This is a genomic window from Streptomyces sp. URMC 129 (assembly GCF_051386415.1).
GTDB lineage: Bacteria > Actinomycetota > Actinomycetes > Streptomycetales > Streptomycetaceae > Streptomyces.
Map to the genome: position 1 here is coordinate 24,380 of NZ_JBPQTQ010000043.1, position 16,958 is coordinate 41,337.

The window sequence follows — 16,958 nt, forward strand, 5'->3', positions numbered from 1 at the left end:
CGCGAAAAGCCCACGGCGCGAAACGGTGGGAAAACGCCTGGCGGGCGCCGCGCTGGGCGTGCGAGCCTGCTCCGGTGGATCCCTGGGAGCCCTATCGCCGCCACCTCATCACGCACGCCGAGCACCCCGTCGCCGCCCCGCTCCACGACGACGCGGTGGCCGCGCTGCTGGACGCCGCCCTGGCGCACGTGCCCGGCGGCGGCCGGCTGCTCGACCTCGGCTGCGGGGAGGCGCCCTGGCTGCTGCGGGCGCTGGCGACCAGACCCTCGGCGCGGGCGGTCGGCGTGGACCTGTCCGCCGACACGCTGGCCTCGGCGGCCGGGGCGGCCAAGCGGCTCGGCGTCGCCGGACGGCTGGAGCTGCGGCAGACGAGCGCCGGGGAGTACGCGCCGGGCGACCCGTTCGACGCCGTGCTGTGCGTGGGCGCCACGCACGCCTTCGGCGGGCTGCTCCCCGCGCTGGCGGCCGTCGGCCGCCATCTGGCGCCGGGCGGCTGCGCGGTGGTGGGGGAGGGCTTCTGGGAGCGCGGGCCGACCCCGGCCGCGCTGGCCGAACTCGACGCGGACCCCGACGACTACGCGGACCTGGCCACCACGGTGGACCGGGTCGTGGACGCCGGCTGGGCGCCCGTCCACGGCCACATCTCCTCGCTCGCCGAGTGGGACGCGTACGAGTGGCGCTGGACCGGCTCCCTCACCCGGTGGGCCCTGGACCGCCCCGGACACCCGGACGCCCCGGCGGCCCGGGAGACCGTCACCGCCCACCGGGCGGCATGGCTCCGGGGCTACCGGGGCGTGCTGGGCTTCGTGACGCTGGTGCTGCGCCGGGATGAGGCCCCCTAGAAGCGGCGGGTGATGAGGGCCTGCTTGACCTCCTGGATGGCCTTCGTCACCTCGATGCCGCGCGGGCAGGCGTCCGTGCAGTTGAACACCGTGCGGCAACGCCACACGCCGTCACGGTCGTTGAGGATCTCCAGCCGCTGCTCGCCGCCCTCGTCGCGGGAGTCGAAGATGAAGCGGTGGGCGTTGACGATCGCCGCCGGGCCGAAGTACTGACCGTCGCTCCAGAACACCGGGCAGGACGAGGTGCACGCCGCGCACAGGATGCACTTGGTGGTGTCGTCGAAACGCTCCCGGTCCGCGGCGGACTGGAGCCGCTCGCGGGTGGGCTCGTTGCCCTTGGTGATCAGGAACGGCATCACGTCCCGGTACGCCTGGAAGAACGGCTCCATGTCGACGACCAGGTCCTTCATGACCGTCAGACCCTTTATCGGCTCGACCAGGATCGGCTTGGTGCCCACGCCGTTCTTCAGGCTGGCGATGTCCTTGATCAGGGTCTTGCACGCCAGCCGGTTCTTGCCGTTGATCCGCATCGCGTCCGAGCCGCAGATGCCGTGGGCGCAACTGCGCCGGAACGTCAGCGAACCGTCCAGCTCCCACTTGATCTGGTGCAGCGCGTCCAGGACGCGCTCCTTGGGATCGATCCTGATCTCGAAGTCCTGCCAGAACGCCTCGGGCGCCTCCTCCGGGTTGAACCGGCGGATCCGGAAGGTGACCGTGACCAGGTAGTCGTCCGCCGCCGCGCCCGGGGCGCCGGCGGTCTTCTCCAGTGTCGGGGTAGCCATCAGTACTTACGCTCCATCGGCTGGTAGCGGGTCTGGACGACCGGCTTGTAGTCCAGCCGGATCGACTCGTTGCCGTCGGCGTCCACCTCGCGGTACGCCATGGTGTGCCGCATGAAGTTGACGTCGTCGCGGTTCGGGTAGTCCTCGCGGTAGTGACCGCCGCGCGACTCGTTGCGGGCCAGGGCGGAGACGACGAGCACCTCGGCCAGGTCCAGCAGGTTGCCCAGCTCCAGGGCCTCCAGCAGGTCGGTGTTGAACCGCTTGCCCTTGTCCTGGACCGACACGTTGCGGTAGCGGGCGCGCAGCTCCGCGATGTCCTCCAGGGCCTCCTTGAGCGTCTGCTCGGTGCGGAAGACCATGGCGTTCTTGTCCATCGTCTCCTGGAGCGCCTTGCGGATCATCGGGACCCGCTCCTCGCCCGTGGAGTTCCGCATCCGCTCGACCTCGGTGGCCACGAACTTCTCCGGCTCCGGCGGCAGTTCGACGTAGTCGGCGGTGGCCGCGTACTCGGCGGCGGCGATGCCGGCCCGGCGGCCGAAGACGTTGATGTCCAGCAGCGAGTTGGTGCCGAGGCGGTTGGCGCCGTGCACCGAGACGCAGGCGACCTCGCCGGCCGCGTACAGGCCGGGCACGATGTCGGTGTTGTTGGCCAGCACCTCGCCGCGCACGTTGGTGGGGATGCCGCCCATCGCGTAGTGCGCGGTCGGCTGGATCGGGATCGGGTCGGTGTACGGCTCGATGCCCAGGTAGGTGCGGGCGAACTCGGTGATGTCCGGCAGCTTCGCGTCGAGCTGCTCCGGCGGCAGGTGCGTCAGGTCGAGGTAGACGTGGTCGCCGTCGGGGCCGCAGCCGCGCCCCTCGCGGATCTCGGTGTAGATCGAGCGGGAGACCACGTCGCGGGAGGCGAGGTCCTTCATGACGGGCGCGTACTTCTCCATGAAGCGCTCGCCGTCCTTGTTCCGCAGGATGCCGCCCTCGCCGCGCGCGCCCTCGGTGAGCAGGATGCCCATCTTCCAGATGCCGGTCGGGTGGAACTGGAAGAACTCCATGTCCTCCAGCGGCAGCCCGCGCCGGAACGCCGCCGCCTGGCCGTCGCCGGTCAGGGTGTGGGCGTTGGAGGTCACCTTGTAGAACTTGCCGTTGCCGCCGGAGGCGAAGACCACGGCCTTGGCCTGGAAGACGTGCAGCTCACCGGTGGCCAGCTCGTACGCCACCACGCCGGCGGTGCGCTTGACGCCGTCGACCTCGTTCAGCAGCAGGTCCAGGACGTAGAACTCGTTGTAGAACTCCACGCCCTCCTTGACGCAGTTCTGGTACAGCGTCTGGAGGATCATGTGCCCGGTGCGGTCGGCCGCGTAGCAGGAGCGGCGCACGGGCGCCTCGCCGTGGTTGCGGCTGTGCCCGCCGAAGCGCCGCTGGTCGATGCGGCCCTCGGGGGTGCGGTTGAACGGCAGGCCCATCTTCTCCAGGTCGAGGACGGAGTCGATGGCCTCCTTCGCCAGGATCTCGGCCGCGTCCTGGTCGACCAGGTAGTCGCCGCCCTTGACGGTGTCGAAGGTGTGCCACTCCCAGTTGTCGTCCTCGACGTTGGCCAGGGCCGCGGCCATGCCGCCCTGGGCGGCGCCGGTGTGGGAGCGGGTGGGGTACAGCTTGGTCAGCACGGCGGTGCGGCTGCGCTTGGTGGCCTCGATGGCCGCGCGCATCCCGGCGCCGCCGGCGCCCACGATGACGGTGTCGTACTTGTGGATCTGCATGGGATTCTCGTCTGCCCCGCTGCCGCTAGCCGATGTTCGGGTCGAAGGTGAAGATCACCAGGGTGCCCAGCAGCACGGTGAAGACCGTGGCCGTGTACAGAAGCATCTTCAGCCAGAAGCGCGTGGTGTCGCGCTCCGCGTAGTCGTTGATGATCGTCCGCAGGCCGTTGCCGCCGTGCAGCATGGCGAGCCACAGCATGATCAGGTCCCACGCCTGCCAGAACGGCGAGGCCCAGCGGCCCGCGACGAAGGCGAAGCTGACCTTGCTGACGCCGCCGTCCAGCACGAGCTGGATCAGCAGGTGGGTGATCACCAGCACCACGAGCAGGATGCCGGACATCCGCATGAACACCCAGCCGTACAGCTCGTAGTTCGTACGGGTGGTGCGCGGGGACCTGCCGGTGCGGGCGCGGGGCGGTTCGATGACCGGCGCGGGGCGGCCGGGGCCGTAACCGGCGTCGGTGGGGTCGGTGGTTTCGATGGCCATGATCATCAGCTCCCGAACAGCTCACGGAAGGCGTGCCCCAGCACCGGGTACGCCGCCCCGGCCATGGTCAGGGCCCACAGGCCGACCACGGTCCACAGCATCTGCCGCTGGTATCGGGCGCCCTTGGCCCAGAAGTCGACCGTGATCACCCGCAGCCCGTTGAGGGCGTGGAAGAGGACGGCGGCGACGAGGCCGTACTCCATCACGGCGACGATCGGTGTCTTGTACACCGCGATCGTGTCGTCGTAGGCCTCGGGCGAGACACGGACCAGCGCGGTGTCCAGCACATGGACGAACAGGAAGAAGAAAACGGTGACACCGGTGACGCGGTGCGCCACCCATGACCACATGCCTTCCCGGCCGCGGTACAACGTTCCTGCCGGCACGGAAGAACCCTTCACAAGCGTCTCAGGAGGGCCGGCCGGCAGCTCCCGGATGCGATGGATGTCGGTCTGGCCCGGCCGGGTACGGTCCACCGGCCGCGCACATGGTATCGACGGGCCCCGGCCGCTTCAGCGCGGGGGCCTCGAGGTGTGAGCAATCAGGCATGCGCGTCATCCGTTTGCCCCGACTTGCCGCCTTGTCCGCGGCCGTTACCGTCGAAGGCATGCGAGGTGTGCCGTGGCGCGTGATCGCCCTGGCCGCGGCCCTGCTCGTCATCGCGGCGGCCGCGGTGGTCGCGGCCGTCGGCCGGACGGGCGGCGAGGCCGGGGCGGGGTCGTCGCCCGCCCCGAGCCCGGCCCCCTCGCCGCTGCCGACCGGACCCGCCGGGGAGCCGGCCACCATCCCCTCCGTCCGCTCCTTCGACGCCGAGCCGGGGCCGGGCTGGGCACCGGCCGCGACCACGCGCGTGGTCGCCGACGCGGACGGGCCGCTGGACGACGAGGCCGACCGGCTGGCCGGCGAGCTGAACGCCGCCCGCGCCTCCGGCGACGCCCGCGCCGGGGACGTCGAGCTCGTCCTCGACCCCGGCGCGGACACCGGCGACGAGGGCTACCGGCTGGTCACCGACGACCAGCGGGTCACCGTCACCGCCGAGACCGACGCGGGCGTCTTCTACGGCACCCGGACGGTGGTACAGGCGGTCAACGGGCGCGGCGGCCTGCCGCAGGGCACCGTCGAGGACCGTCCGGACCGGCCGCAGCGCGGCCTGTCGCTGGACATCGCGCGCAAGCACTTCCCGGCCGAGTGGATCGAGGACCGGCTGCGCGAGATGGCCGACCTCAAGCTCAACCAGCTCCAGCTCCACCTCAGCGACGACCAGGCGTTCCGGGTGGCGAGCGACAGCCATCCGGAGATCGTCTCCGCCCCGCACCTGACCAAGGACGAGGTGCGGGGCATCGTGGAGCTGGCCGCGTCGCTGCACATCGACGTCATCCCCGAGATCGACTCGCCGGGCCACCTCGACGCCGTCCTCGACGCCCACCCCGAGCTGCGCCTGACGCGCGCCGACGGCAGCGTGACCGAGGGCGCCATCGACATCGCGGACCCGGCGGCCGGCGAGCTGATCGACGACCTGCTGCGCGAGTACGACGAACTGTTCCCCAGCCGCCTGTGGCACCTGGGCGGCGACGAGTACGCGGCCCTGTTCAGCGCCGACCCCGAGGCCGCGTACCCCGGGCTGGCCGAGGCGGCGCGCGAGCGGTTCGGGCCGGACGCCACGGTCCGCGACCTGGCCACCGACTGGCTCAACGACCGCGCCGAGACCGTCAGGGAGCTGGGCCGGACCCCGCAGGTGTGGAACGACGGCATGCACCGCGGCGGGGTCGTCGCCCCGGACGCCGAACGGGAGGTCACGTACTGGACGGGCCGCGAGTACGGCGCCCGGGAGCCCGAGGAGTACCTGGAGGCCGGGTACCGGCTGATCAACCTCAACTCCGAGTACCTCTACTACGTCCTGGGCGAGGCCAACGACTTCGCCTACCCGACCGGCGAGCGGATCTACGAGGAGTGGACGCCCGACGTGCTGCGCGGCTCCGCGCCGGTGCCCGAGGAGTACGCAGGCGCCGCGCACGTGCCGGGCGGGCGGCTGGCCGTCTGGTGCGACCTGGCCGACGCCCAGACCACGGCGGAGGTGGCCGAGGGCATCCGGATGCCGCTGCGCGCGGTGGCGCAGAAGCTGTGGGACCCGGCGGACCCGGAACGGGACTGGGCGGCGTTCACCGCGCTCGCGGACGAGGTGGCGCCGAGCGCCGGGTAGACCGGGCGGGAGCCGGAGCAGCCGGGGCCGCCACCCCCCACAGGAGAGACCCCGGCTGCCGCGGGACGGAGCCTGACGGAGCTGCCGTCCGCATCCCCTACAGCGCCGTGGAACGGGTTTCTGTTACCGAGCGGATACGTCCGGATGCGCCATGGACTCAGCCGTTCAGAACGCGTAGCGTTCAGACGCCAGAGACTCACAGTCACCAGCCTTGGGAAGAATGCGGCGCGAGCCGCAAAGGGGGGCCGGGAGTGCAGGGGGCAGACATCGACCTGACCGCGGCGGTGCACGCGGCTCAGGAAGGGGACGAGACCGCGTTCCGGACGGTGTTCAGGGCCGTTCACCCGCGGCTGCTCGGGTATGTGCGCACCATCGTGGCCGAGCCGGACGCCGAGGACGTCACGGCCGAGGCGTGGCTGCACATATCGCGGGATCTGGGGAGATTCAGTGGCGACGCCGACCGTTTCCGTGGCTGGACGGCGAGGATCGCGCGGAACCGGGCGCTGGACCATCTGCGGGCGCGTGGCCGCCGGCCCCGGGAGTGCGGGACCGAGGAGGCCGGGCTCACCGACCTGGCGTCCCCGGCCGACACCGCGGAGGAGGCCATCGCCTCGCTGTCCACCTCGGAGGCGTTCGCGCTGGTCGCGAAGCTGCCGCAGGAGCAGGCGGAGGCCGTGGTGCTGCGCACGATGTTCGGCCTGGACGCCAAACGGGCCGCCACGCTCCTGGGCTGCCGGCCCGGCGCGGTGCGCACCGCGAACCACCGCGGGCTGCGCCGGCTGGCCGAGCTGGTCGAGCTGTGGGACGACGGGGCGCTGTAACGGAAATCGGGGCTACGGCGCAGTAAGAGTCAGGCCGACTGGTCATCGGCCGCGGGGCATTCCCGAGGTCCCCCCCGTACCTCAGGGAGCCCCAGGCGCGGGCGGGGTGGCTTTCCCCCTAGCCCCGCCCGCGCATCTCGCACCGTCCTGCCCGCGTTCCCGCACCCGGGTTGTGACGCTTCTCCCAGCCCGGCCCTCTCCCACCGGGCGGATGCTCCTCGCTACAGTCCGTTGCGGCAGGCGCGACGACGCGGGAGGCAGAACCATGGCGCGAGAGTCCGAATCCGGAAAGCCCATCGAGCCGGTGTACGGTCCGGAGGCGCTCAAGGGCTGGGACCCGCGGGAGAAGCTGGGTCAGCCGGGCGAGTATCCGTACACCCGGGGCGTCTACCCGTCGATGTACACGGGTCGTCCGTGGACGATGCGGCAGTACGCGGGCTTCGGCACGGCCGTGGAGTCCAACGCCCGGTACAAGCAGCTCATCGCGAACGGCACCATGGGCCTGTCCGTCGCGTTCGACCTCCCCACCCAGATGGGGCACGACTCGGACGCGCCGATCGCGCACGGCGAGGTCGGCAAGGTCGGCGTGGCGATCGACTCCGTGGACGACATGCGGGTCCTCTTCGACGGCATCCCGCTGGGCAAGGTGTCCACGTCGATGACGATCAACGCGCCCGCCGCGCTGCTGCTCCTGCTCTACCAGCTCGTCGCCGAGGAGCAGGGCGTGAGCCCGGACCAGCTCACCGGGACCATCCAGAACGACGTGCTGAAGGAGTACATCGCCCGCGGCACGTACATCTTCCCGCCCAAGCCGTCGCTGCGGCTGATCGCGGACATCTTCAAGTACTGCAAGGCCGAGCTGCCGAAGTGGAACACGATCTCGATCTCCGGCTACCACATGGCCGAGGCGGGCGCGACGCCCGCGCAGGAGATCGCGTTCACGCTGGCGGACGGCATCGAGTACGTGCGCACCGCCGTCGCGTCCGGAATGGACGTGGACGACTTCGCGCCCCGGCTGTCGTTCTTCTTCGTGGCCAGGACCACGCTGCTGGAGGAGATCGCCAAGTTCCGCGCGGCCCGGCGCATCTGGGCGCGCGTGATGCGCGACGAGTTCGGCGCGAAGAACCCCAAGTCGATGATGCTGCGCTTCCACACCCAGACCGCGGGCGTGCAGCTCACCGCGCAGCAGCCCGAGGTGAACCTGGTGCGCGTCGCCGTCCAGGCCCTGGGCGCGGTGCTCGGCGGCACCCAGTCGCTGCACACCAACTCCTACGACGAGGCCATAGCGCTGCCGACCGACAAGTCCGCCCGGCTGGCGCTGCGCACGCAGCAGGTCCTGGCGTACGAGACGGACGTCACGGCCACCGTCGACCCGTTCGCCGGCTCGTACGTCATCGAGACGATGACCGACGACCTGGAGACCGCGATAGTGGACCTGATGCGGCAGGTCGAGGACCGCGGCGGCGCGGTGAACGCGATCGAGCAGGGCTTCCAGAAGTCCGAGATCGAGCGCAGCGCGTACCGCGTGGCGCAGGAGACGGAGGCCGGCGACCGCGTGGTGGTCGGCGTCAACCGCTTCCAGCTCGACGAGGAGGAGCCGTACGAGCCGCTGCGGGTGGACCCGGCCATCGAGGCCCAGCAGGCCGAGCGGCTGGCGCGGCTGCGGGCCGAGCGGGACCAGGAGGCGGTGGACGCGGCGCTCGCCCGGCTGGCCGCCGCCGCGGCCGGCGACACGGAGAACGTGCTCTACCCGATGAAGGAGGCGCTGCGCCTGCGCGCCACGGTCGGTGAGGTCTGCAACGCGCTGCGTGAGGTGTGGGGGGCGTACGTCCCCTCGGAGACCTTCTGAGCCCGTCCGCCTTCAGCATCCCCCGGTAGATGAACAAAGGGTGTCTACCGGGGGATTCCTGTCTGAAATGCCCGTGGTTCCGGGGCTTCCGGGCGGCCGTCGTGAGGTGAGTTGGTTTTAACGTGTCATGCTGTTAACTGGTTGTTGTGACTGAGTTGGCCCGGCACTCGATACCGCTCCCTAGCGTTGAATCCGTGCCCGTTTCATCCCCCACCCCACTCCGTGTGGCCGTGCTGGCGGATTCCGATACCCGTTGGAAATGGGGCGCGCTGACCGCGCGCCGGATCGCCCCGGAATCGTCCGTCCATGGCTATCTGCTGTGGGGGCGTGCCACGCCGACCGAGCGGCAGCTGGCGGAGATCGGGGCCGAGGCGGACGTCCTGCACGAGGTCAGCGCGGTGGACTTCCTCACCGACCTCGGCGAGCGCGCCCACGGGGACAGCGGCAAGGACCCGATCGACGTCCTGATCCTGGCCTGCGTGGGGGGCACCATCCAGGCCATGCTGCACGGGCTCGCCCGCGCCTGGCGCACCGCCGACCGCCGGCCCGTCGTCGTCACCGGCTACGTCGGCGTCGTGTACGAGAAGCTGCCCGACGGGCTGCTGTTGCGGCACGGCGCGGACATGGTGCTGGCCAACAGCCCCTTCGACGCGCGCCGCTTCCGCATGCTGTACGACGGCGTCCGCGCCGACAGCTCGTCCGTCACCGAGTGCGCCCTGCCGTTCCTCGACGGACGCGCGTACGACCCGGGCCCCGCCCAGCGCGGCGAGCGGCCCTACCGGGTGGTCTTCGCCGTCCAGCCCTCGGTGCCCGACAGCCGCAAGGACCGGGTCTACCTGCTGGAGCGCGCCATGGAGCACGCCCGCAGGCACCCCGAGCGGGAGGTCGTGCTGAAGCTGCGCAGCAAGCCCAGCGAGCACACCACGCACATCGAGGAGCTGCCCTACCAGCGCCTCGCCGAGCGCGCCAAGGAGGAGCAGCCGCCCAACTTCCGCCTGGCCTACGGCAACATGGGCGAGGTCCTGGACGAGACCGACCTGCTGGTCACGGTCAGCTCCACCGCCGCCCTCGAATCGCTGCACCGGTCGATCCCGACCGCGGTCCTCACCGACCTCGGCGTCCGCGAGGCCCTCGGCAACCACTACTTCATCGGCTCCGGCTGCTTCGCCTCCTGGGACGAGCTGGACGCCGGCCACCTGCCCGAGCCCGACCCGGACTGGCTGGCCGACCAGGGCGTTGCCACCTCGCACGAGCAGGCGTTCGCCGTGGCGCGCGGCCGGCTCGACGGCCTGCTCGAAGCGCGGCGCGAGAAGGGGCTGCCGCCCCTGACCCCCTACTACACGGCCCGCACCGCCCCCGGATACCTGCCCGGCGTCCTGGCCCGGCACGGCCTCGACATCAAGGGCGAGCCCGTCGCCGGATCCCAGGCCCCCGTGGCCGAGGCGGGCATGCGCGCCGCCTCCCGCCGGCTGCTGCGCCGCACCGCGCGCGGCGCCTACCGGGCGGGCGTGCAGCGGGTGGCGCCGCTGATCCGGCGCTGGGGGCAGTTGTGAGCCGGCCGGTGAACGGATGTGCGCAACGTATGGCCGAAAGCGTGCGTCCTTGTGGTGAAGAAGCGATCGACAAGCACATGCGAGTGAAGGCGTGACCATGAGCACTGTTCTGGCTGTGATCCCCGCGCGCGGGGGCTCCAAGGGGGTGCCCGCCAAGAACCTCGCGCCCGTCGGGGACGCTCCTCTGGTCGCCCGTGCCGTCCGGGCCTGCCGGGCCGCCCACCTGCTGACCTCCGTCGTCGTCTCCACCGACGACCCCGGGATCGCCGCCGCCGGGCACGCCGCGGGCGCCGAGGTCGTCGAGCGCCCCACCGACATCGCCGGGGACACCGCCACCAGCGAGGCCGCGGTGCTGCACGCCATGGACGCCTACGAGCGGCGGCACGGCGTGACGGTCGACGTCGTGCTGCTCGTCCAGTGCACCAGCCCGTTCCTGACCCGCGAGGAGATCGACGGCGTCACCGCCGCCGTCCTCGACGGCGCCGACACCGCCCTGACGGTGGCCCCGTTCCACGGCTTCCTGTGGCGCGACGCCCCCGGCGCCGGCGGGCACGGCGTCAACCACGACAAGGCGTACCGGCCGCGCCGCCAGGACCGGCCGGAGGACCTGCTGGAGACCGGCGCCGCCTACGCGATGCGCGCCGACGGCTTCCGCGAGCAGCGGCACCGCTTCTTCGGCCGGACCGAGCTGATCCGCACCGACCCCGCGCGCGTGCTGGAGATCGACGACCCGCACGATCTCGCCCGCGCCCGCGCCCTCGCGCCGCTCTTCGACGGCGGCACGGAGAGCGCCTCCACCGGGCCCTTCCCCGATCACCTTCCGACCCGCGCCGACATCGACGCGGTCGTGCTCGACTTCGACGGCACGCAGACGGACGACCGTGTGCTCGTCGACTCCGACGGACGGGAGCTCGTGGCCGTGCACCGCGGCGACGGGCTCGGCATCGCCGCGCTGCGGCGTGCCGGTCTGCCCCTGCTGATCCTGTCCACGGAGGAGAATCCGGTCGTCGCCGCGCGGGCGCGCAAACTGCGCATCCCCGTGCTGCACGGCATCGACCGGAAGGACCTCGCCCTGAAGCAATGGTGCGAGGAACAGGGAATCGCGCCGGAGCGCGTGCTCTACGCGGGCAATGACGTCAACGACCTGCCGTGCTTCGACCTCGTCGGATGGCCGGTCGCCGTCGCCAGCGCCCATGACGTCGTACGCGGCGCCGCTCGCGCGGTCACCTCCGCGCCCGGTGGCGCAGGCGCGATCCGCGAGATCGCCTCGTGGATCCTCGGAAAGGAACTGACCACATCATGACCCCAGGCAACCGCCTTCGTAACTTCGGCGACCGTGTCGTGGGCCCGGGCCGCCCGGTGTACATCACCGGTGAGATCGGCATCAACCACAACGGCGATCTGGAGAACGCCTTCGCGCTGATCGACGCCGCTGTCGAGGCCGGCTGCGACGCGGTGAAGTTCCAGAAGCGGACGCCGGAGATCTGCACTCCGCGCGACCAGTGGGACATCGAGCGCGACACCCCGTGGGGCCGGATGACCTACATCGACTACCGGCACCGCGTCGAGTTCGGCGAGGACGAGTACCGGGCCATCGACGAGTACTGCAAGAAGCGCGGGATCCACTGGTTCGCCTCGCCCTGGGACACCGAGGCCGTCGCGTTCCTGGAGCGGTTCGACCTGCCGGCCCACAAGGTCGCGTCGGCCTCGCTCACCGACGACGAGCTGCTGCGCGCCCTGCGCGCCACCGGCCGCACCGTCATCCTGTCGACCGGCATGTCGACGCCCAAGCAGATCCGGCACGCGGTGGAGGTGCTCGGCAGCGAGAACATCCTGCTCTGCCACGCCACCAGCACCTACCCGGCCAAGGCCGAGGAGCTCAACCTGCGGGTGATCCACACGCTGCAGGCCGAGTACCCCAACGTGCCCATCGGGTACTCCGGCCACGAGACCGGCCTGCAGACCACGCTGGCCGCCGTCGCCCTCGGCGCCACCTTCATCGAGCGGCACATCACCCTCGACCGCGCCATGTGGGGCTCCGACCAGGCCGCCTCGGTCGAGCCGCAGGGCCTGTCCCGGCTGGTGCGCGACATCCGCATCATCGAGGAGTCCCTCGGTGACGGCGTCAAGCGCGTCTACGACAGCGAGCTGGGCCCGATGAAGAAGCTCCGCCGCGTCAAGGGCGTCGTCGCCCAGCAGGACAGCACCGAGCCCGCGACCGCCTCGGTCTGAGGCCGCCACCCGCAGCCGACACGGAAGGGAATGGGACGGGAGACGCATGAGCGATGACGCGTGTGCGCAGACGCTGGCGTTCGCCGAAAGCCCGGTCCAGTTGCTCAACACACTGGAGTGGGCCCACACCACCGGCCCCGGCGGTTTCACCGTGGTCATCCTCCCGCCCCATGACCCCACCAGCAGAGGCCAGTTGCGCCGCATGGCGCAACTGGCCCGGGACTCCGGCTGCCGCGTGCTGTGGCGCGAGGCCCGCGGCGGCGCCCTGACGCCGTCGCGGGCGCTGGCCGCCCTGGCCGGGCCGCTGCGCCGGGCCAGGAGGCTGGTGATCGGGGACCCGTTCTCCCACTACCTCCAGGTGCTGCTCTCCATGGCCCGGGACTGCGACATCGTGGTCGTGGACGACGGCACCGCCACCATGGAGTTCACCGCCCAGCTCGCGCGCGGCGAGCGGCTGGTGCGCTGGCACCGCCCGCAGGCCCGGGGGCCGCGCGCGATGCTCTTCGCGCCGGTCGCGCGGCGCGCGGTACGGCGGCTCACCCCGGCGGCCGGACGGTCGGTCGAGGTGTTCACCGTCATGCCCGTGCAGGCCATGGAGGGCATCACGGTCTCGGCCAACTCGTTCTCCTGGACCAGGTCCCGCTTCGGGCCGCCCCGGCTGACCGGCGGCGCCGACCTGGTGGGCACCTCGCTGGTGGAGACCGGCGTACTGCACGAGGACGGCTACACGGCCGCCGTCGCCGCGCTCGTCAGGGAGCACGGCATAACGCGGTACTTCGCGCACCGCAAGGAGAGCGGCGAGAAGCTGCGCCGGCTCAGCCGGGAGGCGCGCGTCGAGATAGTACGGCCGGACCTGCCGCTGGAGCTGGTGGCCCGGCGCGGCCCGATCGGGTCGAAGATCCTCAGCTTCCCCTCCACCGTCGTGCACACGCTGCCGCACGTGCTGTCGGACACGGACGTGGAGGTCGTCGTCTGCGACGTCGCCGAGTCGCTGTTCACCGAGCGGGTGACCGAGCGCGCCAGCGGCTTCCTCGCCACCGTCACCAGCACGGCACGCGGGGCACACGGCCTGGCGCCGCCGCGGTCGGCCGCGCCGCAGTGAGCGGGCCGCGGTGAGGAGCCGACGGTGAGTGGGCCGAGGTGAGTGCGCCGAAGTGAGTGAGGCACGCCACATCCGGGGCCGAAACAAGCAGTCATACCCAGTCACATATGGTCCCATGCGGGTCCCAGGTCGTCTCGGAGTATGAACTTTCCCCGAGGAACGCCCTGTTGACCCCTGTTCGGGGCTAGTCTCGATCACGTGAGTGATCTGCCGTCCCCGGAGCCCGCCCCGTCCCCGTCGCCCGACGCGGCACTGAGGGCCGAGCTCGTCGCGTTCCGCCGGGATCTGCACATGCATCCCGAGCTGGGCAACCAGGAAGTCCGCACCACCGCCGTCCTGAAGGAGCGCCTGGAGCGCGCCGGCCTGGCGCCCCGCGTGCTCGACAGCGGCACCGGACTCATGTGCGACGTACGGTCCCCGGGTGTGGACGGCCCGATCCTCGCGCTGCGCGCGGACATCGACGCGCTCCCCATCCCGGACACCAAGACCGTGCCGTACCGGTCGACCATTCCCGGCCGGGCCCACGCCTGCGGCCACGACGTGCACACCGCGGTCGTCCTCGGCGCCGGGCTCATGCTCGCCCGGCTGGCCGGGCGCGGCCTGCTGCCGCGCCCGGTCCGGCTGGTCTTCCAGCCCGCCGAGGAGGTGCTGCCCGGCGGCGCGACCGACGCCATCGAGTCCGGCGTGCTGGAGGGCGTCGCCCGCATCCTCGCCCTGCACTGCGACCCGCGCCTCGACGCGGGGCGCATCGGGGTGCGCACCGGCGCGATCACCTCCGCCTGCGACCGCATCGAGGTCAAGCTCGCCGGCCCCGGCGGCCACACCGCCCGCCCGCACCTGACGACCGACCTGGTCACGGCCGCCGCCAGGATCGCCACCGACGTCCCGGCGCTGATCGCCCGCCGCGTGGACACCCGCGCCGGGATGGCGGTCACCTGGGGCCGCCTGACCACCGGGCACGCCCCCAACGTGATCCCGCAGACCGCCGAGCTGTCCGGCACGATGCGCTGCCTGGACCTGGACGCCTGGCACGCCGCGCCCGATCTGGTGCTGGCCGCGGTGGACGAGGTGGCGACGATGTACCGGGCCAAGCCGGAGATCCAGTACGTGCGGGGGGTGCCGCCCGTGGTCAACGACGCCGCCTCGACCGCGCTGCTCGCCGAGGCGATGACGGCCCGGTTCGGCGCGGACGCGGTGACCGGCACCGAGCAGAGCCTGGGTGGCGAGGACTTCTCGTGGTACCTCCAGCAGGTGCCCGGCGCCATGGCCCGGCTCGGGGTCCGCCCGCCGGGCGACCCCTCGGCGACGCCGCGCGACATCCACCAGGGCGACTTCGACGTGGACGAGCGCGCGATCGCGGTCGGCGTGGAGCTGCTGACCCAGGCGGCGCTGCTGGAGGGGTGAGCCGCGCGGGCGTGTGCGGCTGGTGCCGATGTTGCGTGCAGGTTGCGTCCACACCGATCTGATAACAGGACGAACTGTGGGGTTCGCTCGCGTTCTACGCGCGTTACTATCTGCGCAACAGCGCCGTAAGAGGCGCTTTCGACCGAAGGGATAGCCCTCTTGCGCCGCGTATCCAGGTTCGCCGCCACGGTCGCCGCCACGGCGGCCCTCGCGCTCGCCGCCACCGCGTGTGGTGAGAGCTCCACCGAATCGAATCAGAACGACAACGAGACCAACGGCTCCTCGCACGGCGTCGGCATCGCCTTCGACGTCGGCGGCCGGAACGACCACTCGTTCAACGAGGCGGCCGCGCGCGGCGGCGACCAGGCCGAGGAGGAGCTCGGCGTCCACGTCGAGTACCAGACCGCCCGCAACGGCGAGACCGACGCGGACCGCATCCAGCGCCTGACCTCCCTGGCCCAGGAGGGCTACGACCCGGTGATCGGCGTCGGCTTCCTCTACGGCAACGCCATCGCCGAGGTCGCGCAGGACTTCCCCGACACGACGTTCGGCGTGGTCGACTCGGCGCCCGAGGGGGACAACGTCTACGGCATGGTCTTCGCCGAGCACGAGGGCTCATACCTCGCCGGTGTCGCCGCGGCCCTGAAGACCGAGTCCGGCCAGGTCGGCTTCATCGGCGGCGTGCAGAACCCGCTGATCCAGAAGTTCGAGGCGGGCTTCGTGCAGGGCGTCGAGGACACCGACCCGGACGTCGAGGTCGAGGTCAACTACCTGTACCGCGACGACGACCGCGGCTTCAGCGACCCGGCCCGCGCGGCCGAGCAGGCCAACGGCATGCTGGAGCGCGGCGTGGACGTGATCTACACCGCGGCCGGTTCCTCCGGCCAGGGCTCGATCGAGGAGGTCGCCGCGGTCGAGGGCGCCTGGGCGATCGGCGTCGACTCCGACCAGTACCAGCAGCCGGGCCTGGCCGAGTTCCAGGACTCGATCCTCACCTCGATGGTGAAGGGCGTGGACGTGGCGGTGTACGACCTGATCGAGGCGGTCGTGAACGGCGAGTCCCCGTCGGGCGTCCACGAGTACACCCTCGCGGAGGAGGGCGTCGCCCTCGCCACCTCGGGCGGCTTCATCGACGACATCCAGCCCGAGATCGAAGAGGCGACCCGCCGCATCGTGGACGGCGAGGTCACGGTGAACGACACCCCGTAGGACCGCCCCCGACGCCCCGCCGTCCGCCTCTCACGGGGCCGCGGCCCCCGGCCCGTCACGAGACCCACGACATCCGGCCGGCTGGTGGCCGGCGCCCGGCCGGGCCGTCGCGGGCCCCGTCCGGCCCCTCGGGGGCGGGCGGCTCTGGATTCGGGAGCCCCGGGCGTCCGCTTCTCGCCGGTGGGTGGGCGGCGGTCTCCCGGCGGTCCCGGCTTCGCCCGCCCCACCGCGCGGGTGGTGCGTGGTTCGGCCCGCCGGGCCGTCGCGAGACCCGCGACGTCCGGTCGGCCGGTGGCCGGGGTGTCCGTCCGGGCCGGAGGTCCGGGTATCGGCGTCCCGTCCGGGCCGTCCCGGGTCCCGCGCGGCTCGCTGTCCGGCTGTTCGGGGTCGGGAGGCTCTGGCTCGTTCCTGTCCGGGAGCGCTGGGCGTCCGCTTCTCGCCGGTGCGTGGGGGCGGTCGTCCTGGTGGTCCTGGCTAGCCGGTGTTCGTCATGGTCCTCCCCAGGACTGTGGGGTCTCCTGGCGGTCCCGGCTTCGCCCGCCCCACCGCGTGGGCGGTGCGTGGTTCGGCCCGCCGGGCCGTCGCGAGACCTGCGAGGTCCGGTCGGCCGGTGGCCGGGGTGTCCGTCCGGGCCGGGGGTCCGGGCGTCGGCGTCCGCGACGAACCGGCCCCGGTACATCACGCGGAGCGTGTCCGACAGGCCGATCAGCTCGTCCAGGTCCG

At 72.0% G+C, this 16,958-nt stretch carries 14 protein-coding genes; 10 read left to right on the top strand and 4 right to left on the bottom strand.

What is annotated here, in order from left to right; all coding sequences use genetic code 11:
- Positions 1 to 74: 74 nt before the first annotated feature.
- Positions 75 to 842 (top strand): SAM-dependent methyltransferase, encoded by a 768-nt coding sequence (locus ACSNOC_RS11660; RefSeq protein ID WP_436747279.1) that lies wholly within the window; start codon positions 75 to 77, stop codon positions 840 to 842.
- On the opposite strand, the gene ACSNOC_RS11665 is transcribed toward ACSNOC_RS11660, so the two are convergent.
- From ACSNOC_RS11665 to sdhC, 4 genes are read right to left on the bottom strand one after another with little or no spacing between them, the layout of a single operon-like run.
- On the bottom strand, positions 839 to 1,624 hold the full coding sequence (locus tag ACSNOC_RS11665; protein WP_436747280.1) for a succinate dehydrogenase iron-sulfur subunit: 786 nt from the start codon (positions 1,622 to 1,624) through the stop codon (positions 839 to 841). The genes ACSNOC_RS11660 and ACSNOC_RS11665 overlap by 4 nt on opposite strands.
- The gene (gene sdhA, locus ACSNOC_RS11670; protein ID WP_436747281.1) at positions 1,624 to 3,378 is read right to left on the bottom strand and encodes a succinate dehydrogenase flavoprotein subunit; all 1,755 of its coding nucleotides are present in this window, start codon (positions 3,376 to 3,378) and stop codon (positions 1,624 to 1,626) included. The genes ACSNOC_RS11665 and sdhA overlap by 1 nt, the downstream gene beginning before the upstream one ends.
- 25 nt (positions 3,379 to 3,403) lie before the next feature.
- Complete coding sequence (locus ACSNOC_RS11675) at positions 3,404 to 3,865, bottom strand: succinate dehydrogenase hydrophobic membrane anchor subunit (RefSeq protein WP_436747282.1); 462 nt, start codon at positions 3,863 to 3,865, stop codon at positions 3,404 to 3,406.
- 5 nt (positions 3,866 to 3,870) lie between these two features.
- Positions 3,871 to 4,251: a succinate dehydrogenase, cytochrome b556 subunit gene (gene sdhC, locus ACSNOC_RS11680; RefSeq protein WP_436747283.1), complete on the bottom strand. Its 381-nt coding sequence runs from the start codon at positions 4,249 to 4,251 to the stop codon at positions 3,871 to 3,873.
- Between the two features lie 221 nt (positions 4,252 to 4,472).
- On the opposite strand from sdhC, the gene ACSNOC_RS11685 reads away from it, so the two are divergent.
- The 9 genes from ACSNOC_RS11685 (at position 4,473) to ACSNOC_RS11725 (ending at position 16,235) form a co-directional block, all read left to right on the top strand.
- Positions 4,473 to 6,065, top strand: coding sequence for a beta-N-acetylhexosaminidase (locus ACSNOC_RS11685; RefSeq protein WP_436747284.1), 1,593 nt, complete (start codon positions 4,473 to 4,475; stop codon positions 6,063 to 6,065).
- A gap of 251 nt (positions 6,066 to 6,316) precedes the next feature.
- On the top strand, positions 6,317 to 6,886 hold the full coding sequence (locus ACSNOC_RS11690) for an RNA polymerase sigma factor (RefSeq protein ID WP_436747285.1): 570 nt from the start codon (positions 6,317 to 6,319) through the stop codon (positions 6,884 to 6,886).
- A 265-nt stretch (positions 6,887 to 7,151) separates the two neighbouring features.
- On the top strand, positions 7,152 to 8,735 hold the full coding sequence (locus ACSNOC_RS11695; RefSeq protein WP_436747286.1) for an acyl-CoA mutase large subunit family protein: 1,584 nt from the start codon (positions 7,152 to 7,154) through the stop codon (positions 8,733 to 8,735).
- Positions 8,736 to 8,929: 194 nt separating this feature from the next.
- Positions 8,930 to 10,288 (top strand): DUF6716 putative glycosyltransferase, encoded by a 1,359-nt coding sequence (locus ACSNOC_RS11700; protein WP_436747287.1) that lies wholly within the window; start codon positions 8,930 to 8,932, stop codon positions 10,286 to 10,288.
- Positions 10,289 to 10,385: 97 nt separating this feature from the next.
- On the top strand, positions 10,386 to 11,591 hold the full coding sequence (locus ACSNOC_RS11705; protein WP_436747288.1) for a cytidylyltransferase domain-containing protein: 1,206 nt from the start codon (positions 10,386 to 10,388) through the stop codon (positions 11,589 to 11,591).
- On the top strand, positions 11,588 to 12,520 hold the full coding sequence (locus ACSNOC_RS11710) for an N-acetylneuraminate synthase family protein (protein ID WP_436747289.1): 933 nt from the start codon (positions 11,588 to 11,590) through the stop codon (positions 12,518 to 12,520). The genes ACSNOC_RS11705 and ACSNOC_RS11710 overlap by 4 nt, the downstream gene beginning before the upstream one ends.
- 46 nt (positions 12,521 to 12,566) lie before the next feature.
- Positions 12,567 to 13,622, top strand: coding sequence for a hypothetical protein (locus tag ACSNOC_RS11715; RefSeq protein WP_436747290.1), 1,056 nt, complete (start codon positions 12,567 to 12,569; stop codon positions 13,620 to 13,622).
- Between the two features lie 198 nt (positions 13,623 to 13,820).
- On the top strand, positions 13,821 to 15,026 hold the full coding sequence (locus tag ACSNOC_RS11720; RefSeq protein ID WP_436747291.1) for a M20 family metallopeptidase: 1,206 nt from the start codon (positions 13,821 to 13,823) through the stop codon (positions 15,024 to 15,026).
- Between the two features lie 159 nt (positions 15,027 to 15,185).
- Entirely contained in the window at positions 15,186 to 16,235 is a 1,050-nt protein-coding gene (locus ACSNOC_RS11725) for a BMP family lipoprotein (protein ID WP_436747292.1), read from the top strand.
- Positions 16,236 to 16,958: the final 723 nt, after the last annotated feature.